The following is a 23007-nucleotide window of genomic DNA, read 5'->3' as shown; positions in this document are numbered from 1 at the left end:
GACCTGCAAGCCACAGCGCTCAGTATGGACCGCAGGGTGATCTATTGGCGCGGTCGGCGATCTTCCCGAAGAGGTGCTTCTGCCTTAGATCGTTCTCGGGTTCCACAGCCTCGCCATCGTCAAGGCAATCGGTGACGACGCCTGGTACATCGGCAGCCTGAACGATGACGGCAGCATCGTCTGCTGGAGCGCTTACGCAGAACTTGCCGAGGCGCTCCGCGGTCTCTAGCTTCGCTGCGGTGTAGCGGTGTGCCCGATCCGTGCCCGGTCCGGCGGGAAGCGGCGGGGACTCACGGGGAGCCCCGGCGACGCTTCCGCTCCGGGCCAGGTCAGAGGCTTCCCAGGTCGGCTGGCATCCATTCCCTGGTCTTCCCAACTAGCTACGTGGGTTGGCGAGGCTGAAGGCGCCCGTGGGCTGTTCGAAAAGCTCACCAAGTGCTGTACTTAGGGTTATGGGGGACATGTGGGCTTCAGTAGGTGCCATAAGTGCCGCAATCGGTACAATCGTGGTGATTGTCGCATCATTCTTCGCCTTCTCGCAGATCAAGGAAGCCCGTCACGCACGCCACGTGAGTCTTCTCCTGTCGTTCCAAGAGAAGTACCACGCTCCGGCGGCTCGCAGTTTTCGGTACCGACTCCTGTCTGGTGAGTTCGGACCACCGGAGCAATTTAATGCGGCACGCTTGAATCCCGACGATTTTCACAAGTTCTGGCAGTTGCACGATCAACTTGAAATGCTCGGTGTGCTGGTTGACTGCCGCTTGCTGGACTTCGACTTGGTTCTGGCATGCTTCCACCGGTCGCCTCCTCAGGTATGGGCCGCCATCGAGCCCTATATCCGCACACGGCGCACGCTCGCTTCCCCCCTGGAAGGGCAGAACTTCGAGAAACTGGTCCAGCGCTACCGTGAGTCCTCCGCTCTTGAGGCTCAGTACTGGGACCGTAACAACGTCTTGTAGCGCTAGGGCTCGGCCCCGGCGAGCGCGCGTGGGCCGACCGCGGTATGGCAGCCAAGTACAGCAACCAGCCCCCCGTAGTCGATCGCCCGTACACCTGGGAGCCCGTTTGGTCAGCTCAGTGACCGTCTGCGATCGTTCTGCCCGCAGTTCGCATCGAGGCGCTGGGCCAGGCAGGGGGCGCCCGTGGGCGATGAACAGCCGCGTGCCAGGCGGAGTCTTCAGGTTGCCCTGACTAGAGCGGACGCCCTCGTGCATCGCGGCGTCTCGGAATTGCGTCCTGCCCTAGGCCGACACCGCCCAGTAGCCCGATTACTACAGCAGGGATGCTCAGCCACCACCAAGCGCCGCCACGATCGAGGCCGACGATCAGGAGACCGAGGGCGACTACGAGGAAACCAATTGCCAGGCAGGAGCCGGCGGGATCGCGAGTCCGCTGGTCCTCGTCTTCCACGATCTTGCGCACAGTGTTGTCGATGTGTCTTTGCAAGATCGTTTTGGCGTCGCTGTCTGCTGGGAGGAGGCCGAGTAGTTCGACGTCCTGCTTAACAATCTCCCTTGTCATCGGTCGCTTTCGCCGCGCCTGGACTATGCCTCCAGCGACCGTGAGCGTGGCTACGAAGATCGGGGCAGCATCCACCAACTTCAAGGCGACTCCTAGCACATGAGGAAGAGGTCATTGCTCCAGAATGCCCCAACCTAAGCAACTATGCGGCCAGAACGCTATTTCCGCTTCAAATACCATCCAGTAGGACTCCTGCTCAGTGGCACGCCGCGTGCCTCGCCACTCGTCTTGTGACTGCCGCTCTTAGACTTCGGCCAGCGAGATTCCGCAATCAGGTTGCAGCGGAGCGCGCGTCTGAAAGATCTACGGAATGAGAGCAGGACTCCGGCGACCGATCAGATGTGACGCTCCGCCAGTCGCGGGTGCATGGGACCACATTGGGACCACACGCTACGCACGCGAGCGCTCAATCCCAGCTCGAAGACGCGACTGACCGTGCGCGAGGTGCGATCTGACCTGCGGAAACCCCTAACTCGCCGTTCTGGGGGTCAAGGGGTCGCAGGTTCAAATCCTGTCGTCCCGACGGTGCTGAAAGGCCCGCTGACCTGGGAGAAATCCCAGGTCAGCGGGCCTTTTGCGTTGCTCTGACTAGACGTCAACGTGACGGTCCGTCAGGTACTTGGGGACCAGCTGGGGATGGCGCCGGGGAAGAAACCCCTGATCAGGCCCTGTTTCCTTGGGGGCCATGATCGCGAATGGTTGCTCCTGCATTGTCCGGTTTCTACAAGGCCCGCAGGGTCGCGGCGAGCGGGTCCGAGGGTCCGGCGGCTCCAGCTAGTGCTCTGGCCGGAAGGGTTTGCCTGGTTGGCGGCGTCCGGCGTGGTGCGTCGCACGGCGGAGGATCGTCCTCGTACCGGGCGTACTCGGACGACTCCGACCACGCAGCGAAGTGCCGTGCCGGGCGTCGCGAACCGGTGAACCTTTCCGGCCAGAGCACTAGATGGGCGCTAAGCGATCGCCCGGCGGCGACGATGGCTTGCAGGTCGGGGTGGAGGTAGCGCTGGGTGGTGAGCAGGGAGCCGTGGCCTGCGATGAGCCGCAGGACGTGCAGTGGCATCCCGGCGTCGGCCATCCACGTCAGCCCGGTGTGGCGCAGGCTGTGGCGGCGCAGCTTTTCGTGGCTCAGTGAGCTGACGACTGCGTCCCAGTGGGTGGCGTCGCGCAGGACGGCGGTGGTTATGCGTCCGCCGCGCGGGCCGGTGAACAGCCGGGCGTCGGGGTTGGGGCCCGCGGTGAGCAGGCGTTGTGCGATCAGGGGCCGCACTTCCTCGATGAGCGGGACGCGGCGGGCCGCTTTGCCTTTGGTTCCCTTGTCGGCGAGGCCGCCGGGGGAGGGGGTGGTCTGGCGTCGCACGGTCCAGATCCAGTTGACCGGGTCGATGTCCTTGACCCGCACGCCGGATGCCTCGCCGATGCGGGCGGCGGTGCAGGCCATGAAGATCGCCACCTCGCCCCATTCGGCAAAGTTCCCGTGGGAGCGTGCTACCAGCGCTGTGGCCAGGACGGTAAGTGCCGGCCAGTTGGGCAGGGCCAGGGTGCGGGGGTCGTCGAGTTCGTCCTCGGCCTGCTCCATCACCCGGACCAGGACTGCCAGGCTGTTCTTGACCGTGGAGCGCCCGCACTCGTCCGCGATCCACCCGTACAGGGTCCATAGCACCATTGCTGATCATCGCGACCGGGATGTGGCCCAGGCTGGGTACCACTCGTAGCCGCCACCCCGCCAGGTAAGGGTCGGTGGTCTTGGGCTCGAGGCCGCGCAGCGCGAGGCTCATGTTGGCGTTCCCGAACTCGGCCAGGGACTGATTGGACCGGGTCGGATCGATCCCGCGCAGGGCTGCGGCCAGCGGCGCGTCGATCCACTTTTGGGCTTCCTCGGAGCTGCCCCGGGCTTCCGAGGGATCGGCGTTTGCCGGTGTGGGGATCGGTCCAGCGCACGCGTGCTCGGTAGGGGACAGACCGGTTCGCGCGGCGCTCGATATCGGCCGACACCGGCACCGCAATCGGCAATTGCTCTATGCAGGACATCAGACCGCCTGTGCGGGGTCGATGCGGCGATCAGTCAGCCACCCTTCGACGTCGGCGGCGCCGTACATCACCACCCGTGGCGACAGCCGGACGAAGGCGGTCCCTGCGGGGGCAGTGCCGTCCTCCATCGGCGGACCGAGGAGGCGTCCACCCGCAGCAGGCGGGCTATTTCCTCGGTTGTGTACCACCCATCGGCCAATAGGCCCGGCGAGGGCTCATGATGCGCGGGGCGGCGAGTTTCGGTGGTCGGTGTGTTTGGGTGCATGAACTTCCCGGAGGTTGGAAAGACAGGGTTGGGTGCGGAAAGCGGTCGTGGATTTCGAGGGGCGGCGGGGAGGGAAATTTCAAGGGCGCCGGGTTGGATTCGGGCAAGACACAAAATTAAGTAGAAAGCGCGCGAAGTCCAGCCCGATTGCTGCTAGTTCTCTTACGGAGAACGTCGATACCCGTCAGCTCCTCCCAAACGGCCTCAAAGGGGCTCCTGGCATAAGGAGGTCAGACTTGATGGTTTGATGAATCCTGGCGATATCTTCGGAGTCCTGGATTGGTTCTGGAGCAGGCTCCGAAGGAGCCGTGGGCGTGGTGAGGCGCTGCTGGCGGCGCTGCGTTCTGCAGGGATGACCGTATCGACGGGTTCCCGCGAGGTGGCGAGGCAGTGCCGCTGGACCGTCAAGATCCGCGGGATCGCCGGTTTGGCTAACCGGCGATCCCGCGCTATGTTGCCGTCACTCGCAGGGTTTGTGCGCACAACTATGCGTCCGTGCTCGAGCAGTTCCGGGGAAAACCGAAGGCCAACGGCCCCGTCGTGGACTGTAGCGTGCGGAATGAAGCATCGGTCATGATGGCCACGGCCGCTGCACTGTCCGAAGCCGCATGGGCAGCCGATGAGAACGGACAGGGTCAGCATCAGGTCTCTCCGCGCCCGGACCACGTGCCCGCCCGCGTCCCTCGACCGTGCCTATGTCGAGATCGCCGGGCTACGGAACCAGCGTCCGAGCCGTCCTCCCTGTGTTAAAGGTAGACCTGGAGCCTCCCCCGGAAGAACTCCCCCACTGCGATGCAGTTCGGCACATAGTGAAGGTGAGGGGCCTTGGTGACACCGGCGCCACGCCCGTCCTGACCCTCTGCACCGAGTCCACTGGATCTATCTCCGACATATTCTTCAGCACCTCGGGACCGGGTCTCGTAACGATCGCACGGTAAGTGGACATGGGGACGCCGCAACTTGCTAGTTTGGCGTCATCACCGCATACCTGAGCGGGAGTTACTTTGAAGGACATGATCGACGCTCTCGCCGGTCACCTCGGCGGCTGGGCACTTGCTTCCGTGGTCGCTGTGGCCGTCGTCGGCGGCCTCGCCGTTGGGGTATTCCTGGCGTTGCGCACCGGCCGGGCTTTCTCCGTCGAGTTGCCCTTCGGGTTGGGGAAGGCGGAAGTGGAGAGCCTTTCCCGCACCACCGCAGCGGAGACCGTGCCCGAGGTGCTCGAACCCGACCCATCCGGCGGTGCCGATGACGCATGGCGGCGTCATGCCAACGGCGTAGAGCATGACAGGCTGTTCGGCGTAGATACTCTCACCGCACAGTTGGCCGAAGTGCTGACCGGTGCCGGTGGCAACTGGATACTCAGCCTGTACGGGATTGGGGGAGCCGGAAAAACCGCCGTCGCCTTCGATGTCGTCGGCCTCTGTCGTCGTTCCGGGAAGTTCGACCATATCGTCTGGGCCTCCGCAAAGAATGCGGCCCGCGAGAACGCTTTCAGTGAGCGGGACCCTCTCGCGCTGGCCTACTGGCAGGACGTCATCGGCTCGATATCAAGCCAGTTGGGGCTTGGTACGGAGGTCAGCCGGGAGCTCTGGGAGGAACGGCTTCACGACCACATCGAAGCGTTAAGCCCTGAGGAACGAATCCTCCTCGTCGTCGACAACCTGGAGGGCCTGGAGGATGTCACCAGCGTTGTGGACTCCCTGCAACGGCTGGGGCTGCGCCAGCCGCATCGATTGCTGCTCACCAGCCGGCATCGGGAGCGCAGTCGGCGCGTGGTCAGCCGGATGGTTCCGCCCCTTAAGGACGAGGATGCCCTCGCTTTCGTCCGCCACTTGGGCGTTGACGATCCGAGCCTCGTCGCTTTGCCCGACCGAAAGCTGGGGGTCATCGCGGAGCGCACGGAGGGGAATCCGTTCCTGATAAAGCTTGTGGTGCGAACCTACCTGGAGAGCGCTCGTGCCATCGACATGGTGCTCGGTGATCTGAGCGACCTGGGAAACGGCGCGGGCGGCGACGGCAGGGCCTTGGGCCATCAGGTGCGCGACTATCTCTTCACTCGGTCGCTCAACGAGCTGGAGGGGATGTACGGCCAGGAGAACGTGGTTCGCCTAATCGGTGCCTTCGGCACGAAGCGGGCGGGGGACAGCCTTGAATACCGGGAACTGCAGCGGGTCAGCGGCATTCAAAGCGACGGCACCTTCGCAGCGATACTGAGGTCTTCCTGCCGGATGAGCCTGGTGCGACCTTCACAGGTGAACAAGCGGTATTCGATCCACAGCCTGCTCTACGACTTCACCACGCAGCGCTCATGAGCTACGCGTACCGGGGGAATCCCGATACGACGTGGAAGAACGCTTTCACCCTGGTTGCTCCTGAGCTGCTGGAGAACAGCATGCGGGAAGCCCTGGCGAACACCCGTCTCGGCACGTCGGCACTTGTAGACCGGCTCCCGCGTGATGCCGATATTCCCCGGCTGGCGTCGACCGACCTCTACCGCCGGTTCGTGGCCCACGTTCTTGACAGCATGATCATGCAGGGTGAATCCAGCTCCTCGTTCGGTGAGGACAAGGCATTTCTCGGCAAGGCGGTGCGCGCGGTGCAGGCCATCAGCGATGCTGCTGGCGGTACGACCGCCCTGTGGCTTGCCGTCGCCACGTGTCATGCCAATCTCGACAACGCCAGTGACGAACGGCAGAGAGCCATCCATAACGCCGCCCGCTTCGCCGCCGTGAACGACGATGCAGTGCGCTCCCGTAATGTCCTCGCTCACTATTTGATCGACACCAGCCAGTACGCCAAGGCCCTGCGCATCCTGGCGAACACGGAAGCGCAGTTCGCCGCATCCGCCGTCGCCGCCTCCCATTGGGCGGAACTGCTGGCTGCTCGTGGCATGTGCTACTTCTACACCGATCCAGACGGCGCCGACGCTTGGTTCCAGCGGGCGATCGCAGTCGGATCGGGCGACGCTGCCGCCGATCTTCGGGACGATCCCCTCCTCGCCCAGGCGGTCTCCACCGCCCTCCACTACCGTGGTCGCGTGGCGGCGTCCCGCGGGGAGTACCAGTCAGCGCTGCTCCACTTCGTCGAAGCTCAGGAGTTGGCTCCGGGACGGCTGGTCGGGCGGGGGTTCCATCATGTGCGCCTGGCCGAGATCCTTCTCCGTCACGGTCCGATCCATGAGGCGGAATACCATCTGCTGGAAGCCGAGCGGATCAACCATCAAGCCCGTCAATTCGGTGTGGGCGCGGCGCAACTGCAGAACGCCTGGGCTGAGTTCCACATCGTCAAGGGAGATCACCAAAGGGCCGAACACTCCCTCAGGAAGGCACTGCAGGCGGCGCAAAGCAACAACGCCCCACGTAATGTACTGCAGTTCGCGTGGGCCCTGGGGAGACTTCACCTCAGCCGCCGACAGCCCTTCCACGCCGCCCCATACATGACCCTCGCCGTCTTCGTCCTGCTGCGCCGTGAACTACTTGGCAACCGCCATCTTCTTCGCAATGTTCGCGCGCTGCTCGCGCACGTACCCGGCGCCTTGCGTCGGGGCCGCTCCGGAGCGGGGAGCACCGTCGTCGTCCCCTGCCCCTGCGGAAGCACACATTGAGTTTCGCCGTCGGACACGCCACCTCAAGACCCCGACGGACCCCCGCCCCTCCGGACCGGACTACCTGATCCCGCTCACCTGCAGCGAGATCGCGCGCCTGTCCATCATCCTCATCGCTCGGCGCGTCCACGACACGGCCCACCGGCTCCGCTGGTCCTACTGGCGACGCCGCCACCAGGCCCGATTCAAGCGAGCCACTACCGCCGCCGGGCCGCTGCTCCAGCGGTTGCGCAGCGTGACCTCCAGGAGGCCATACTGCCCGCCCTGGCAGTGCAGGAACCCGTCGATGCGTTGATCGGACGGCTCGTTCTCCTGCATCTCGACGATCCCGCGGCAGCGGTCAGGGCGATGGCTCGCCATGTGCGTCCCGGCGGCATCGTGACTTTTCAGGAAAGGACCATCCCGCGGGCGCAGGCGGTTCCTCCGGTGCAGCTCTTCGATCAGTGCAGGGACTGGCTTCGTGCAGGTATCAGCGCCGGAGGTCGCGACCCGGACCTGGGCGAGCGCTTGTGCACCGTACTGACAGATGCCGGCCTCGTACAGCCGGCCGCTGCGGTGGCGATCCCCGCAGGAGGCGGTCACACACCCGTCGTCGCGCACGTAGAAGCAACCGTGCGAAGCCTGCTGCCCCTGATCAACAAGTGTGGAACTGCTACACGCCGTGACATCAATATCGACACGCTCGCGGAGCGGCTCGCGCTTGCCACCACACAGACCGGAGCAATGCTCTATCTGCCAGAACTGGTCGCGTCTTGGGGCACGACCCGGCCAGACTGAGCGCTGACTGTTCCGACTCCGTCGCCTGCCAGCAGCCGCGGCGCTGCAGTCGCTACGAGGGGCCGCGTTCTTCTACGAGGTCGGACTGCGGGTTGCGCCCGTGAACGCAACGGTCCCCAATACCCATCTGCGTCCAGTCCCTGGCATAGAGCTCGTCACACGATCTTGTTGAAGTGGCCTGGTCGGGCGTGACTGATCTGGCGATTCGGCCGTTCGTGGTGGTGTGAGTAGTCGGCCGTGGATCGTGGACGACGACTTGTGGGCGCTGATCGAGCCGGTCCTGCCGCCTTGGCCCGAGCGGTCGCCGGGGCCGCGGCCGGTGGCAGACCGGCTGTGTCTGCAGGGCATCCTGTACGTCCTCCACAACGACATAGCCTGGCAACTGCTGTTCCTGGAGCTGGGGTTCGGCTCCAGGCAGACCTGCTGGCGGCGACTGGACCGCTGGCAGCAGGCGGGCGGCGTCTTCAACCGGCTGCACCGCATCCTGCTGGCCGAACTGAACGCGGCGGGCGAACTCGACTGGTCTCGCGCGTGCGTGGACGGATCCCACATCCGCGCGAAAAAGGGGGAGCCGACACCGGTCCGTCGCCGGTCGGACGGCGCGAGACGGGCAGCAAACACCACCTGATCTGTGACGGCCGCGGCACCCCGCTCAAGGTCATCACCACTGCGGCCAACGTCAACGACGTCACCCCAGACCCTCGCCCTGGTCGACGGCATCCCACCCGTCGCCGACCGCCCCGGCCGACCGCGCAGGCGTCCTGAAGCCCTGCTCGGAGACAAGGGACACGGCTCCAACCCGAACCGCGAAGAGCTCCGCAGACGCCGGATCCTGCCGGTCATCTCCCGCAAGGGGGCCCCGAACATCCAGGTTCTGGGCAAGCTCCGCTATGTCGTGGAGCAGACCTTCGCCCTGCTCCACCAGTTCAAGCGCCTGGCCGTCCGTTGGGAACGCCGCACCGAACTCCACGATGCCTTGGTCTCTCGGGCCTGCAGCCTGATCTGCTGGAGACGCTTCAGAAGACCCGATCATGATCTTGTTACGAGCTCATAGGGCCGATGATGACCGGCGAGCATTTCTCCCGTTACTCAGACAGCCGGGACGTTCTCCGATCGTGACGCACCGAGTAATCGTGATGAGAGGGTTGGGTCGGTCCAGTTAGCCAGGTGGTGGAAACCACCCAGCCTTTGGGTGACGGACGCGGTGCTCAGCAGGGCTTCGTCGAGCAAGCTGGTGCTGCAGCTGAGATGCGCAGCATCAGCCGGGCGACATCGGCGGCGGAATTGGTGTGTGCGACGGCGACCGGGGCTGAGCGCCGCGCCCTTGTCTTTGCCCTGGAGGTCGTCGTCCAGGCGATGGCGCAGGAGTACGACGACCACCCGGACTTCAAGCCGCACTGGTGCGTGCGAGCCGGCAGCAAGCGCACGACCGTCGTGCTGGTGGCGGAGCGTTCGTCCTACAGGTCTCGGGGTCAGGGACAGGTCTCCTCGAACTTCACCGCCGTGAACTTCACGGGCTGCCCGGTCAAGGCCGTGCCCGGGGTCGGAGACTGCGTGCACACCTTCCAGTTCGACTGCACCAGGATCATCCGATCGCCTGCCGCGTCCGCCGAGTCGATGGAGGTGGACGGGTCCAGGGCGGCCGTCGCAGTGTTCAGGGCCTTCCCCTTGAAATTCGGCATCGTCTTGCCGGCCTTCGCGGGCGCCTGCTGGTCGGAGGCCGGGCACGTCTCGCTGGTCTTGACCGCCCCGAAGTCCAGCTTCGTGTCGACCGGCGCCGACGTCCCCGCGGCGGGTGCCTGGGAGCAGACCTGCCAGTCCCGGTCGAGGATCTGGTGGCGGTCCCGGCCGGCGGCGTCGTGGCTGGCCAGGTTGTAGAACCCGGCGGCTTGCGCTGCGTCCTGCGCGGACTGGAGGCCCTTGCCGACGAAGTTGGGGACGGTCTTCGGCGCAGCGGCGGTCGCCTTGGGGACGTCGGTCGTGGTTGCCGCCGGTGTGCCTGGGGTGCCTGCGGTGGTGGGCGTCGCGGTGGGGCTGGTGGCGTTGGGGTCACAGCCGCCGAGGAGGGCTGCGGTGGCGATGACGCCGAGGATGGTGGCGGTGCGAGCGTGCATGGGTCCCCTCTGGTTCATGAGGGGGCGAGTGTCCCGCATGGGACTGCGAGGTGTCCGGCTTGTGATGGTTTCGTGATGCGGCGCAGCTAATCCGGCGACGCGGCAGCGCGCCATCGACCTCACCCCGGTGACCAGGGGCGTTTCAAAGTCCGGATGATCACGTGAGTCCGCAGGCCAGGCGGTCGGGCCGGGCCCGTCACGTACGCAACGAAGCTCCAGTTGAACGGGGTGACCTTCCCAAGTCGCCCTGAACCGCCGGAGCTTCGATGTGTCGTCAGTCTGCCACTGTCTGTCTCGTCAAGTCGCCTGCGCTGGAGGGTATGGCGGAGCTCTCGCTGGTGGAACGGCTGCGGATGCTGCCCGATCCGCGTCGGCGGCGCGGGGTGCGTCACCCGTTCGTGGCGGTGCTGCTGGTTGCCGCCTCGGCGGTGATCGCCGGCGCCCGATCGTATGCGGCGATCGGCCAGTGGTCCGCGAGTGCTCCGCAGCACACCCTGGCCCGGCTGGGTGCCCGCGTGGTGGGCGCGCTGGGGGTGCGTGTCGCGCCGAGTGCCGCCACGATCCGACGGATCATCGGCCTGGTCTGCCCCGGCGGCCTGGCCGACCTGACCGGCGCCGATCCTGGCGGCGCGGCCTCGGTGGCCGTGGGCGGCAAGAGCGCCCGCGGCTCCCGGCAAGGCCAGATGCCCGCCGCCCACCTCCTGGCCGCGATGACCGGCGACGGCCGGACCGTCACCCAGCTGCGAGTTCCTGGCAAGACCAACGAAATCACGTGCTTCGCCGCGCTGCTGGAGCCCTACGACCTGACCGGGGCACCGTCACGGCAGATGCCCTGCACACGCAGCGCGGCCACGTGCGTTTCCTGGTGGAGAAGAAGGCGCACTACCTGCTGGTGGTCAAGGCGAACCGGCCCGGGCTGCACCGCACGCTCCGGTCGCTGCCGTGGAAGGACGCCATCGCCCGGCGCTACGACCGCGAGGTGAGCCACGGCCGCAAGGAGACCCGTGTGACCAGGGCCCTGACCGTCACCGATCTCGGCCTGGACTTCCCTCACGCCGTCCAGGCCGTGCGCATCCTGCGCCACCGCGCCGACCTCTAGACCGGCAGGTGCAGTCGCCAGACCGTCTACGCGATCACGGACCTGACCTCGCATCAAGCATCGCCCCAGCGGCTCGGCCAGCTCGCCAGGTCACAGTGGACCATCGAGAACCGGCTCCACTTCGTCCGCGACACCACCTTCGGCGAGGACGCCTCGAAGATCCGAACCGGCCACGGGCCCGAGAACATGGCCACCTTGCGCAACCTGGCGATCAACACGCTCCGGCAACACGGGCACCGCAACATCGCCGCCGGCCTCCGTCACGTCTCATACGCCCCCTTCAGTAGGCCGCTGGACCTGCTGAACATCCCCTGACCTGGCCGCCTGCATGATTATTAGGACTTTGAAACACCCCTGGGTCAAGGGGTCGCAGGTTCAAATCCTGTCGTCCCGACGGTGCTGAGAGGCCCGCTGACCTGGGAGAAATCCCAGGTCAGCGGGCCTTTTGCGTTGCTCTGACTAGTCGTCAAAATGATGGGCCGTCAGGTGCTTGGGGACCAGCTGGGGACGGCGCCGGGGAAGAAACCCCTGATCAGGACCTGTTTCCTTGGGGGCCATGATCGCGAATGGTTGCTCCTGCATTGTCCGGTTTCCACAAGGCCCGCAGGGTCGCGGCGAGCGGGTCCGACGGTTCGGCGGCTCCAGCCAGATGGGCGCTGAGCGATCGCCCGGCGGCGACGATGGCTTGCAGGTCGGGGTGGAGGTAGCGCTGGGTGGTGAGCAGGGAGCCGCGGCCTGCCATGAGCCGCAGGACGTGCAGTGGCACCCCGGCGTCGGCCATCCAGGTCAGCCCGGTGTGGCGCAGGCTGTGGCGGCGCAGCTTTTCGTGGCTCAGTGAGCTGACGACCTCGTCCCAGTGGGTACAGATCGGGCCGGGCACGCCCCTGAAGGCGTACCCGGCCCGATCAGCAACGCCGGGTCAGGCTTTCGCCACCCGCAATCCGAGCGTGCCGTACACAAGGCCGGTCGGCACGATCAGCACGGTGTAGGACCCCGCTGGCAACGCCGACATCGTGTACAGCGATCCGCTGCTTGCACAGCTGAGGCTTCCGCTCTTGAGTTGGGTACCTGTGTGGTCGTACAGGTAGAAGTACACGGACGTGTATCCGCAGGCGCCGCCGGTGATCGTCGAGGAACCCGTCAGCGCCACGTTCTGCGCGGTGGAGTTCGTGAAGCCGATCGACACCGCCTGCGCCGCGACGGTCGTCTTCGCTGCCACCTGCGCACCGTTCATCGTGGCTGTGGCGGATGACGTACCCGCCGCGAAGACCTGAGCGCTGTATTTCCCGGTCACCGGGCCGGGCGGCACGATCAGCACCGTGTAGGACCCTGCGGTAAGGGTCGCGGTGAACAGCGAGCCCGCGCTGCCGCAGTTGAGGCTGATGTTCTTCAGCTGCCCGCCGGCGTGGTCGTACAGGTAGTAGCGCACGGACGAGTACCCGCAGTCGCCACCGGTGATCGCCGACGAGCCGGTGATCGTGACGGATTCGGCGGACGGGACCGTGAAGCCGATCGCTACGGATTGCGAGGCGACTGTGGTGGTGGAGGATGCTGGTGTGCCGTTCAGCGCGGCCGTCGCCGTCGCCGCGCCGGTGCCGAAGACCTGAACGCCGAAGGTACCGGTCTGCGCGCTCGGCGGCACAATCACCATGGTGTACGCGCCGGCGGCGAGCGTCGGAGAGTACAGAACGCCCGCGCTCCCGCAGCTGAGGCTCCCGTTGTTCAGCTGGGTGCCCGTGTTGTCGTAGAGGTAGTACCTGACCGATGAGTAGGCGCAGTCGCCTGTGGCTATCGTGGAGAAGCCCGTGATCGTCACGGCCTGGCTTGTCGGAACGGTGAACCCGATTCCTACCGACCGGGAGGCTGTGGTGGTGATCACCGCCTTTGGTGTGCCGTTCAACGCGGCTGTCGCCGGCGCTGTAGCCCCGAACACCTGGACCGTATAGGTGCCGGTCACCGGCCCCGGAGGAACCGCGAGGACCGTGTAGGACCCCGCCGCCAGCGTCGCACCGAACAAGGCGTTCGCCGTGCTGCAGCCGGCGCTCTGGTTCTTCACCTGGGTGCCGGAACTGTCGTAGAGGTAGAACTTCACCGATGAGTAGGCGCAGTCGCCGGTGATCACGGACGAACCGGTGATCGTCACCGCCTGGCTGCTTGGAACGGTGAACCGGACAGCAGCCGACTGCGAGGCGTGCGTGGTGGTCGCTGCGTTCGGGGTGCCGTCCAACGTGGCCACGGTCGGGATGTTCGCGCCGAAGACCTGGACGCCGTAGGTGCCGGTCACCGGACCCGGAGGAACCGCGAGGACCGTGTAAGACCCGGCTGCCAGGGCTCTGCCGAACAGCACACCGGACGTGCCGCAGCTGAGGCTTCCGTTGTTCAGCTCTCGCACCGGAGTGGTCATAGAGGTAGAACTTCACCGACGAGTAGTGGCAGTCGCCGGTGGTCACGGACGAACCGGTGATGGTCACCGCCTGGTTCGCCGGAACGGTGAACCCGAACGCGACCGACTGCGCGGCCGCGGTCGTCGTCACCGACGCGGGCGTGCCGTCCAGGTTCGCGGTCGCCATCGACGCGCCGGCGCCGAAGAACTGGACGCTGTAGGTGCCCGTCACCGGCCCCGGCGGGGCGATCAGCATCGTGTAGGACCCCGCTGCCAGCGTCGGCGAGTACAGCACGCCGGACGTGTCGCAGCTCAGGCTCCCGCTCTTCACCTGGGTACCCGCGTGGTCGTACAGGTAGAACTTGACCGAGTAGTAGTTGCAGTCACCTGTTGCGATCGCCGAGGAGCCGGTGATCGTCACTGCCTGGCTCGTCGGATTGGTGATGCTGACCATCACTGACTGGGAGGCGGCAGCGGTCGTCACGGACGCCGGCTTACCGTCCAGCGTCGCTGTCACCGCCGACGTGGACGCCCCGAAGATCTGCACGCCCAGCTTCCCCGTCACCGGGGCGGGCGGGACGATGAGCACCGTGTAGGACCCGGAGGGCAGAACCGGCGAGTAGAGCATCCCCGCACTGCCGCACTGGAGGCCGCCGTGGGTCACCTCGGCGCCGGTGTGGTCGTACAGAGTGAAGATCAGCGAGGAGTAGGCGCAGTCACCGGAGGTGAGCGTGGAGGAACCGGTCACCGCCACGGTCTGGCTCGTCGGGTTCACGAACCCGATGGCCACCGACTGGGCCGCGACCGTCGTGGTCACCACGTTCGGCGTGCCGTCCAGGGTCGCCGCCGGCGTCCCCCCGCCGCCGGCTGTGGCGAACAGGCTGTAGGTCCCGGCCAGGCCGCCCGAGTCGACGGCCAGCCGATAGTTGCCGGCCGGTAGGACGCCCAGGCTTGAGGCGCCGCACCGCCCGTGGGCGATCGCTGCTCCTGAGCTGTCGAGGAGCCGCCAGGTCAGCGAGGTGCTGTAGCTCACGGTGGGGCACGAGGCGATGTTCAGCAGCACCGGCGAGCCGTCGGACGGCGCGGTGACTACGTAGACGTCTTGCGACGCCGCCGTCTCGAACCGGCCTGCGCCTGTTGCCGTCGCGCCGCCCAGCCGGTCCGGTGACACGGCCAGCGGGAAGGTCGCCACGAATCCCTGCGGCGCCTCGAGGTTCAGCGCGTACCCGCCGGCCACACCGCCGGCGCTGACCACCAGCTGGTATCCGCCGGCCGCCAACGGGCCCAGGTTCGCGTACGAGCAGCCGCCGTTGGCCAGGACCGTGCCGGTCGCCGTGCTGAGCAATTTCCAATGCAGGGGCGTCGAGTAGTTCGCCGTCGGGCACGCCGAGACGTCGAGATTCAACGTCTGGCCGTCGACCGGCACCGTGAACGTGTAGACGTCCTGGGAGGCGCCGGTCTCGAACGTGCTTGCGCCAGGTACGGAGACCCCGTTCATCGTGTTGGCGCTGGTCGTCAGCGGGAGGGTCGCCGCGAACGACTGCGGTGGCAGGAGGTCGAGCGTGTACGGACCAGCCGTGCCGTTGGCCGCGACGTTCAGTTGGTAGGAGCCGGCCGGAAGGGTGCCGAAGTCCGCGTACGAGCAACCGCCGTATCCGGAACGGACCAGGGACTGCGTCGCGGTGTCGCGCAGGGTCCAGGTGCCGGGGGAGTAGTTGTCCGATGCCGGGCACGACCTCATGCTGAGCGCGAGCGGCAGGCCACCGGCCGGGACGGAGAACGCGTAGACGTCCTGTGAAGCACCGTCCTCGAACATGCCGGCTCCGGTGGTGGCGGTTCCGTTCAAGTTGTTCGCCGTCACCGACAACGGCACCGTCGCCGCGAACGACTGCGGTGCCTCCAAGTTGAGCGAATAGGACCCCACGACACCCGGACCGCGAACGTTGAGTGTGTACTGCCCCGCCGCCAGGAGGCCGAGTCCGGCCGCATCGCAATATCCTGACGCGGCGGTGCGGCCCGCCGACGTCTGAAGGGTCCAGTGGACGCCGTCCGACTGGCCTGCGGTCGGGCACGAGCCCAGGTTGAGGTTCAGGCGCTCGCCACCGGTGGGAACGGTGAACGAGTACACGTCCGCGGATCCGGTGTTCTCCAGCGTTCCGGCCCCTGCAACGGCGGTGCCGTTGACGGTCCCGGAGGAGACCGACAGCGGTAGCGCGGCAGAGAACGTCTGAGCCGGTACGAGGCTGGCACCCACCGAGATATTGTCGACGGCGAGGCTGGTGCCGATGATGCCTCGGAAACCTGAGAGTGTCAGTTGCACGCGCAGTTGGTCGCTGTACTGCGGAGTCGGCATGGTGATCCGGTACCGCTGGTAGGCCGTTCCCTGGGGGGTCTGGCCTTGGCCCAGCGCGCTGATCGTCGCAGGCCCGGACGACACATTCGCCGTCGTCGGTGCGAACGCGACCACCGATGAGGTCGCGGGGTCGCCGACCTTCACCGTCAGCGTCTGGTTCTGGGCGTTGGTGCTGGTGACGCCGACCGCGTAGACATCGAACGCGACCGTGGCGCCGGAGTGGTTCGGCAGCGACGGGACGGTGAAGCTGTACCCGCTGCCGTCGAACACGGGTCCGGCCGCCTTGGTGCCGCCAATCGACTCGATACTGTCGGGACGGAAGTTGGGGCCGACCGCGGCTTCGAAGTTCTCTGTCACCGTGCCGCCGGCGTCGACCGTGTGCGCGGCCGAGTCCTGGAGCACGTCGGTGACCGCCGCGGCGGCCTTGGCGTAGTTCGTGTCGCCGGTCTGTGCGACATCGAGCATGCAGGCGTCGAACTGCGGACCCGCGGGCACCGCCTGGGCGTTGCACGCCTGGCGTGCAAGGTCTTGGTCGGCTTGTGCGAAGTCGCCGAGGGTCACCACGTTTGACGGGAACGTCAGATCTGTGTAGGACGCTGTGGTCTTGTCGTCGGGGTAGGTGAAGTCGGACTGGTTGTCCGTGAGCCGCCAGGAGTTCGCGTAGGGACCGTCGAGCACCGAGGCGCTGGGGGAGGAGATCGGGGTGCCGTCGGACAGCACCAGGTCGTTGCCCGGTATGCCGTCGTTGTTGCCGAGCAGGCCGGTCGTGGGTACGCCGGGGGCGATGTCGAAACCGAGGCTGCTGTCGCTGAACGCCAGTCGGGCCCCCGCCGCGCCGAAGGTCGCCACGAACTTGTTGCCGCTGCGGACCAGCGCAGCGCCCTGCCCGAAGTCCGTCAGCTTCTGCGAGGCCGGGATCGGCTCGCTGTTCACGAAGGCGTCGCCGTTCTGGTGCAGCTCGACGTACGCTCCGTTGATCGAGAACGCCACCGAGTCCACGACCGTGAACGTCCTGGAGCCGCTTTGGGGCAGGAATCTGGCCTGGATGTCGAGATCCAAGCTGGGGACGTGGACCACCTTGAACTCCCCGGCGTCCTGCAGATCGTAGGCCAGCCCGTCGAGTGTCGTCATGTGCGGGTCGCCGAACAGGTGCCAGTGCATCACCGCCCAGATCGCGACGAGCACTGCTGCTGCGATGACCGGGACCAGGAACGCGGCGCTCAGGGTGATGAAGCCGGCGTCGAGCGCCGCTTCCGCCAGCGCCAGCTCCGCGGCGTCCAGCCCCAGGGCTGCCGCGTCGCCGGCCAGGATGTCGGCCGAGGCGTCGGCCACCACCTCGGGCATGCTGTCCACGAGTGCTGCCCATTCCGCGTCGATGGCGTCCGTGGCGGCGTCCTCCGCGGCCTCCTCGATCGCCATGATGGCGTCCCGGTTCAGCGACACGAAGACCGGCTTGGGCAGCGCGTGGAACGCGGGGGCGCACACGGGGCCGGTCAGGAACCACAGCTCCGGGTGCTTCCGGATGTAGTCCCAGAAGTCATCTACCCCGTTGTGATCGGCATCGGCACCGATGGTCCCCTCGTAGGACTGCTTCCTCTCGTCCTCATCGCTTTGCTTCTGGCGCTTGGGGCACTCCCGGAACGTCCTGGAGATCCGGATCACGCCGTCGTTGGCCGGGTCGCTGTAGGTGTGGAAGACCCAGGCGGAGTGCTGTGCCGGATCCCACTTGCACGCCGGATCCAACTGGATCTCAAAGTTGTCACTGATGGGCTTCGTGAAGTGGTAGGCGACGACGGTGTGGCCGGCGAGCGGCCAGTTGTTGACGTAATCGGTGACCTCCTTCACCGGGTCGTCTCCGGTCCGCCATTCACCCTTCATCTCCACCAGACCGATGGGGCCCGTTGTGCTGGCGTGGTCGTACAACAGGAGGTCCGGACGGGCCTCGTTGACGGGGTTGATCGTCTCCCACTGGAGGTTGGGTGTGATGCCCGTCGTCGATCTGTCGCCGTAGACTCCGGCCGCGTTCAGTTGAGCGATGACGCGCGTCTGCGCGATGTTCTCTCCCTGCAGACCCAACGGCTTGCAGTCCGGCTTCTTGTAGGCGGCGTTCGGAACCAGTGCGCGCGGGTCGAGGACGCAGGGTGTTGATGTGTACGTTTTAGTGGCCGGATTCCATGCGTAGCCGAGGTTTCGCCGGGTGGACATCAGGGTCCCGGCCACGCACCGACTGCCGCCCGGATCCGGGACCGAGGAATCATCGCTGTTCGGCGGGCAGGGCGGATCGGCGTTGGGCTGGACATGGGGCGACGGGGAGCCGGTGACGGCGTGCGGCGAGGACGTCGTCGCGGTGGGGCTCGCGTAGGTCACCGACGGGAGTTGGGGCGAGGCTGCCGAAGGCTTCGTGGTCGCTGGATGCGTCGTCGCCGCCCGTGCCGGTAGGGTCGTCGGCAACGCTGTCGGAGGTTGCGCCGCGAAGGGTGTCGGCGAGGCCGCCCCGGGTGTTGAGGGCTTCGGCGTCGAGGTGGCGGGGGCAGAAGTCGACGCCCGCGTCGCAGTGGGCGTCGGTGGCGAATCCGCGTACGCCACCGTTCCCGTGGGACCCGAAGTGGCTAAGAGTGCTCCCGCCACCGTGGTCGCGAGCAGGCTCACTAAACGACGAACGGGCGCCATCAGTCCCCCCAGGAACTACGCACACAATTGTTCGAGACTCAAAAGTCTGTCAGCGTCCCGAGAAGACGGTCAACCAGCGGAAATCATGGTCCGGTACGGAGACCAACGGTTATCGGACATCGTCGGCGGGCACCAGAGCCCGGCCGAAGTCGGCACGTGCCTGGTCAACGATCGAGGGCGAGGGTCCGCCGGGGCGGAGCCACTCGGCCAGATCCGGTGCCTCGACGAGTGTGCGTCCGGCAGTGACGTGCGTCACGTTCCACCGGGAGAGATCCGAGACCTGGGCCAGGTGTTCGTCGGTGAGCAGTTGCATGCAGTGGGCGTCGGGGACGAACCGGTTCCACAGGTCCGCGTGCATGCGCAGTGCGTAGGCCGGGATCTCTTCCCTCAGCGGCGGCAGGGCCCGGCCGCGTGCGTCCCAGAGGTATGCCTGGCGCGGCGTCGGCGCCACGAAGGCGTAGTGCGCGTACTCCGCTTCGGCGAGGATCGCCACGCGGGCCCGGTCTGCCTGAGCCGCCAGGGGCGCGGACGCGTCATGGGTCTGGTACATCGCCTGGCCGTCCGAGCCGATCTCAGCCATTGCCGCCCGCGATGCGAGCGCGTCCGTGTATAGCACCGCACCGGAGGAAGCCACGTGCAGCATGGACGCCAGGTGCACCGCCACCTCGCTGGTGGCGTCGAGCTGACTCATCCCGTAACTGCCGACGTAGGCGTCCCCTCCGGCCTCGGCCGCCCAGCGCACCGCACGCTCGGCCCAGCCCGACATACCGGCACCGTCCAGCGCGGACAACGCACCCAGCGCGATGTACGCCGTCATCATCGGATCAGGCGAATCCCAGGCCGGCAGACGGACGGTCTTCGTGGCCCGCAGCTCACCTGACAGCCCGCCCGCCCGCACCCGGCCGCGGAAGGCCGCCAGCCAGGTATCCAGCGCCTCCTCACTCTCCATCGACCCCAGCCTCACAGAGAAACCCGCGAGGCTTGCTGTCAGCAAGGACCCCCAGATGGAGTCCGGCGCCACCTGATTGGCCACGTCATTGGCCGTGCCCACCGCCTGACGCACCACATCGACAACCGCCGCCGCCGCACCGCCACCGTCATCCGGAGCGAACTCCACCCGGACCTCATCGAAGCCATTGGCCTCCAATTCATGGAAAATGCTGTCGAGATCGATATGGACGCCGTCACGGTTCGCCATGCCGCCAGAGTATGGCGAACGCCCGCGGTGTGAGCCGAAGTCCGGGGCACGCGCGGTGGCTAGGTGAGCACGGCGCTGTTCGCCCTCGGGGACGCCGTCGGGGCTCAGCGGTCCGACGGCGGACGACGCCAGCGCGGTCAGCCGGGCGAGACCCTCGGTGGTCAGCGCACCGGAATCCACTGTGGCGAGGCGTCGCACCTGCGCCGGTGCCGCCGTCATCGCAAACCCCGATCGCGAACAGTGTGGCCAGCCGATACCGAACGCCCTGCGGATTCCGCGAGTCGGGCACCCTGGACCAGCCCGTTCGCCGACACCTCCCCGGCCACACCGGTGGACGAGCAGGGGCGACGTGCCCACGGACGTGGATATGAGGAAGCACGGAGCGACGACCACGGCAGCCTTACCGATCCGGGAGCACAGAAGACTCCTGGTCTCGCCATAGTGCTGCCGACTCCTACGGAGGGAAGTCATTTGCGCAAGCCCGTCAATCGCGCAGGCGGTCCCGGATTCTACAGTCTCTAAGAAGGCTCCCGCGACGGTGGTGGCGAGCAGGCTCACTAAACGACGAATGAGCACCAGAAAACCCCCGGATCAGGCGCACAGTAGTTCGAGACTGAAAGAGTCTGTCAGCGCGCTGAGTAGGCGGTCAACGAGTGAAAACCATGGTTCAGTACGGTGAGCAGCGGTTACCGGACATCCTCGGCAGGCACCAGAGCCCTGCCGAAGTCGGCACGCGCCTGGTCAACGATCGAGGGCGCGGGTCCGCCGGGACGGAGCCACTCGGCCAGATCCGGCGCCTCCACGAGCGTGCGGCCAGGAGTGGCGTGCGTCACAGTCCACCGCCCGAGATCTGCCACCCGGGCCAGATGCTCGTCGGTGAGCAGCTGCATGCAGTGGACGTCCGGGACGAAACGGCTCCACAGGTCCGCGTTGATACGGACCGAGGCGCCAGAGATCCCCGCCCGCAGCGGCGGCAGGGCCCGGCCACGTGCATCCCACAGGTACGCCCGCTGCGGTGTCGGCGCCACGAAGGCGTAGTGCGCGTAAGCCGCTTCGGCGAGGATCGCCGCGCGGGCCCGGTCGGCCGCAGCCGCAAGGGACGCGGACGCATCATGGGTCTGATACATCGCCTGGCCGTCCGAGCCGATCTCGACCAACGCGGCCCGCGACGCCTGCGCGTCCGCGTACAGCACCGCACCGGACGACGCCACATGCAGTGCGGCAGCCAGATGCTTCGCCACCTCGCCGGTGGCGTCGAGCTGACTCATCCCGCCGCTGGCGACGTAGGCGTCACCACCGGCCTCGGCCGCCCAGCGCACCGCCCGCTCGGGCCAGCCCGACATACCGGCACTGCCGGGCGCGGCCAGCGCGATGTACGCCGTTACCATCGGATCAGGCGAAGCCCAGTCCGGCAGCCGGAGGTAATCCGTGGCCCGCAGCTCACCCGACAGCCCGCCCACTCGCACCTGGTCGCCGAACACCTCCAGCCAGGTTTCCAGCGCCTCCTGACTTTCCAGCGACCCGATCGACACAGAGACACCCGCGAGACTCGCTGTCAGCAACGACCCCCAGACAGAGTCCGGCGCCGCCTCGTTGGCCGCCTCGTTGGCTGCCCTCACCCCCTGGCGCACCACGTCGACGATCGCCACAGCGCCGGCACCGGCATCCGGAGCGAACTCCACCCGAACACCGTCGAAGCCATTGGCCTCCAACTCACGCAGAATGCCGTCGAGATCGATGCGTACGCCGTCACGGTTCGCCATGCCGCCAGAGTACGGCGAACGCCCGCCGCGTGAGCCGGACTCTGGTACAAGCACGGGGGCCCGGCGTGCACGGCGCTGTTCGCGTTCTGGGACACCCTCGGGGCTCAGCGGTCCGACGGCGAGCGACGCAAGCGCGATGAGCTGGGCGAAACCCCCGGCGGTCAGCGCACCGGGATCCACTGTGGTGTAGGCGTCCCTCATGCGCCCGTCGCCGCCGTCATCCCACACCCCGACCGCGAGCAGCTTGGCCGGCCGATACCTAACGCCCCGCGGATCACGCGAGTCGGGCACCCTGGACCAGCCCGTTCGCCGACACCTCCCCGGCCACACCGACCGCGCCGGCCGGTGGACGAGCAGGGGCGACGTGCCCACGGACGTGGATATGAGGAAACACGGAGCGACGACCACGGCAGCCTTACCGATCCGGGAGCACAGAAAACTCCTGGTCTTGCCATAGTGGTGCCGACTCCTACGGAGGGAATTCATTTGCGCAAGCCCGTCAAGTCCCTAAGAAATGGGAAGGAGCTTGCGGCAGGGCGCCAGCGCCGTTTTTCTGGGGACTAGTTGGGGACCATGCGGCATGCGCGATTCCGAACAACTGATGCGCTATGGCACGAAGTGCCGACGTCGTTTGCCCTGTTTGCCGAGAGAATGCTCTGGCCAAATTTGACTGGGGGTCAAGGGGTCGCAGGTTCAAATCCTGTCGTCCCGACGGTGCATTCGCAGGTCAGAGGCCGTCTCCGTATTGCGGGGGCGGCCTTTCCCCTTGGCTTTCGTGGTCCCCAGGTGGTCCCTGAAGCCTGTTGTTCGGTCTGTTTTCGCAGGTCAGGGGTGATTAACGCACCTTGACTCGGTCAATGAGGGCTCCGTTCTGCCGCGAGCTGCCGGGATCGTTCGGAAGGTACTCGATTGATAGCTGGCAGTTTGCCTGCGGCGGGCGCCGGACAATTGCTCCGGGTCCTCGTTGGCCTCGTGTAGCTGCGTGCTCAATCGTGGCAAAGACATGGAACCGGGTATCAAGAAGCCATCGCTGCGGGTGGAGTGCTTGCGGGTCGGGTCGATGGTTTGCAATGCAGTGGCAACGCCTGCCGCTAAATCCTCAGGTCCCCGACCATTACTCGCCGTGCCCCTCGTCCTTGGTACCGACTCCGGAACATGACGGGCGCTCTCGAAACGGTCGGTAGACGGCCCGCGACGCCCAAGTCGCAGGCCCAGACGGACATCAGCGGACGGCA

The 23007-nt window shown here is 66.7% G+C and carries 13 protein-coding genes and 4 pseudogenes; 10 read left to right on the top strand and 7 right to left on the bottom strand.

The genetic code is table 11. The features are described from left to right. Positions 1–506 precede the first annotated feature (506 nt). Positions 507–959: a hypothetical protein gene (locus M2266_RS32095; protein WP_277441785.1), complete on the top strand. Its 453-nt coding sequence runs from the start codon at positions 507–509 to the stop codon at positions 957–959. 1283 nt (positions 960–2242) lie between these two features. On the opposite strand, the gene M2266_RS32090 is transcribed toward M2266_RS32095, so the two are convergent. Together M2266_RS32090 and M2266_RS32085 are read right to left on the bottom strand one after the other, a co-directional pair. Beyond that, positions 2243–3181 carry a site-specific integrase gene (locus tag M2266_RS32090; RefSeq protein ID WP_277441784.1) on the bottom strand — a complete coding sequence of 313 codons (939 nt, stop codon included), beginning with the start codon at positions 3179–3181 and terminating at the stop codon, positions 2243–2245. A gap of 364 nt (positions 3182–3545) precedes the next feature. Beyond that, positions 3546–3674 carry a hypothetical protein gene (locus M2266_RS32085; protein ID WP_277441783.1) on the bottom strand — a complete coding sequence of 43 codons (129 nt, stop codon included), beginning with the start codon at positions 3672–3674 and terminating at the stop codon, positions 3546–3548. 1150 nt (positions 3675–4824) lie between these two features. On the opposite strand from M2266_RS32085, the gene M2266_RS32080 reads away from it, so the two are divergent. The 5 genes and pseudogenes from M2266_RS32080 to M2266_RS32060 all read left to right on the top strand — a co-directional run bounded on the left by M2266_RS32080 (position 4825) and on the right by M2266_RS32060 (position 9246). Beyond that, positions 4825–6123: an NB-ARC domain-containing protein gene (locus tag M2266_RS32080; RefSeq protein WP_277441782.1), complete on the top strand. Its 1299-nt coding sequence runs from the start codon at positions 4825–4827 to the stop codon at positions 6121–6123. Further along, a complete protein-coding gene (locus M2266_RS32075; RefSeq protein WP_277441781.1) occupies positions 6120–7415 on the top strand; it encodes a hypothetical protein in 1296 nt (431 codons plus the stop codon). Before M2266_RS32080 ends, M2266_RS32075 begins: the two co-directional genes overlap by 4 nt. Before the next feature lie 46 nt (positions 7416–7461). Then, positions 7462–7631 (top strand): annotated as a pseudogene (locus M2266_RS32070) (IS701 family transposase); the annotation flags it as partial. Between the two features lie 54 nt (positions 7632–7685). Continuing rightward, entirely contained in the window at positions 7686–8192 is a 507-nt protein-coding gene (locus M2266_RS32065) for a methyltransferase domain-containing protein (RefSeq protein WP_277441836.1), read from the top strand. Between the two features lie 223 nt (positions 8193–8415). Further along, positions 8416–9246: pseudogene (locus tag M2266_RS32060) on the top strand (IS5 family transposase). A 418-nt stretch (positions 9247–9664) separates the two neighbouring features. Here the strand turns inward: M2266_RS32060 and M2266_RS32055 are convergent. Then, positions 9665–10306 (bottom strand): PASTA domain-containing protein, encoded by a 642-nt coding sequence (locus M2266_RS32055; protein ID WP_277441780.1) that lies wholly within the window; start codon positions 10304–10306, stop codon positions 9665–9667. A gap of 772 nt (positions 10307–11078) precedes the next feature. Between M2266_RS32055 and M2266_RS32050 the strand changes: the two genes are divergently transcribed. The 3 genes and pseudogenes from M2266_RS32050 to M2266_RS32040 all read left to right on the top strand — a co-directional run bounded on the left by M2266_RS32050 (position 11079) and on the right by M2266_RS32040 (position 11720). Then, positions 11079–11405, top strand: a complete 327-nt coding sequence (locus tag M2266_RS32050) for a hypothetical protein (RefSeq protein WP_277441779.1) — start codon at positions 11079–11081, stop codon at positions 11403–11405. Positions 11406–11438: 33 nt separating this feature from the next. Continuing rightward, positions 11439–11561: pseudogene (locus M2266_RS32045) on the top strand (ISAs1 family transposase); the annotation flags it as partial. Between the two features lie 30 nt (positions 11562–11591). After that, positions 11592–11720 carry a hypothetical protein gene (locus tag M2266_RS32040; RefSeq protein WP_277441778.1) on the top strand — a complete coding sequence of 43 codons (129 nt, stop codon included), beginning with the start codon at positions 11592–11594 and terminating at the stop codon, positions 11718–11720. Between the two features lie 217 nt (positions 11721–11937). Here M2266_RS32040 and M2266_RS32035 read toward each other — a convergent pair. Both M2266_RS32035 and M2266_RS32030 read right to left on the bottom strand, forming a co-directional pair. Then, positions 11938–12267, bottom strand: a pseudogene (locus tag M2266_RS32035) (tyrosine-type recombinase/integrase); the annotation flags it as partial. Positions 12268–12310: 43 nt separating this feature from the next. Continuing rightward, positions 12311–18346 carry a VWD domain-containing protein gene (locus M2266_RS32030; RefSeq protein WP_277441777.1) on the bottom strand — a complete coding sequence of 2012 codons (6036 nt, stop codon included), beginning with the start codon at positions 18344–18346 and terminating at the stop codon, positions 12311–12313. Between M2266_RS32030 and M2266_RS32025 the strand changes: the two genes are divergently transcribed. After that, entirely contained in the window at positions 18339–18503 is a 165-nt protein-coding gene (locus M2266_RS32025) for a hypothetical protein (protein ID WP_277441776.1), read from the top strand. The genes M2266_RS32030 and M2266_RS32025 overlap by 8 nt on opposite strands. Positions 18504–18920: 417 nt before the next feature. Here the strand turns inward: M2266_RS32025 and M2266_RS32020 are convergent, their stop codons facing one another. Continuing rightward, positions 18921–20009: a hypothetical protein gene (locus M2266_RS32020; RefSeq protein ID WP_277441775.1), complete on the bottom strand. Its 1089-nt coding sequence runs from the start codon at positions 20007–20009 to the stop codon at positions 18921–18923. A 686-nt stretch (positions 20010–20695) separates the two neighbouring features. Further along, a complete protein-coding gene (locus tag M2266_RS32015) occupies positions 20696–21772 on the bottom strand; it encodes a hypothetical protein (RefSeq protein ID WP_277441774.1) in 1077 nt (358 codons plus the stop codon). Positions 21773–23007: the final 1235 nt, after the last annotated feature.

The sequence above is a fragment of the Streptomyces sp. SPB162 genome (genome assembly GCF_029504575.1).
Lineage (GTDB): Bacteria > Actinomycetota > Actinomycetes > Streptomycetales > Streptomycetaceae > Actinacidiphila.
The sequence above is the reverse complement of the archived record's forward strand: the minus strand, read 5'-3'. Positions and strand labels throughout refer to the sequence as shown.

Coding starts and splice junctions, on each gene's coding strand:
- M2266_RS32090 (WP_277441784.1), bottom strand. CDS start 3,181: ATGGTGCTATGGACCCTGTACGGGTGGATCGCGGACGAGTGCGGGCGC.
- M2266_RS32085 (WP_277441783.1), bottom strand. CDS start 3,674: ATGGAGGACGGCACTGCCCCCGCAGGGACCGCCTTCGTCCGGCTGTCG.
- M2266_RS32080 (WP_277441782.1), top strand. CDS start 4,825: ATGATCGACGCTCTCGCCGGTCACCTCGGCGGCTGGGCACTTGCTTCC.
- M2266_RS32075 (WP_277441781.1), top strand. CDS start 6,120: ATGAGCTACGCGTACCGGGGGAATCCCGATACGACGTGGAAGAACGCT.
- M2266_RS32055 (WP_277441780.1), bottom strand. CDS start 10,306: ATGCACGCTCGCACCGCCACCATCCTCGGCGTCATCGCCACCGCAGCC.
- M2266_RS32040 (WP_277441778.1), top strand. CDS start 11,592: ATGGCCACCTTGCGCAACCTGGCGATCAACACGCTCCGGCAACACGGG.
- M2266_RS32030 (WP_277441777.1), bottom strand. CDS start 18,346: ATGTCCACCCGGCGAAACCTCGGCTACGCATGGAATCCGGCCACTAAA.
- M2266_RS32020 (WP_277441775.1), bottom strand. CDS start 20,009: ATGGCGAACCGTGACGGCGTCCATATCGATCTCGACAGCATTTTCCAT.
- M2266_RS32015 (WP_277441774.1), bottom strand. CDS start 21,772: ATGGCGAACCGTGACGGCGTACGCATCGATCTCGACGGCATTCTGCGT.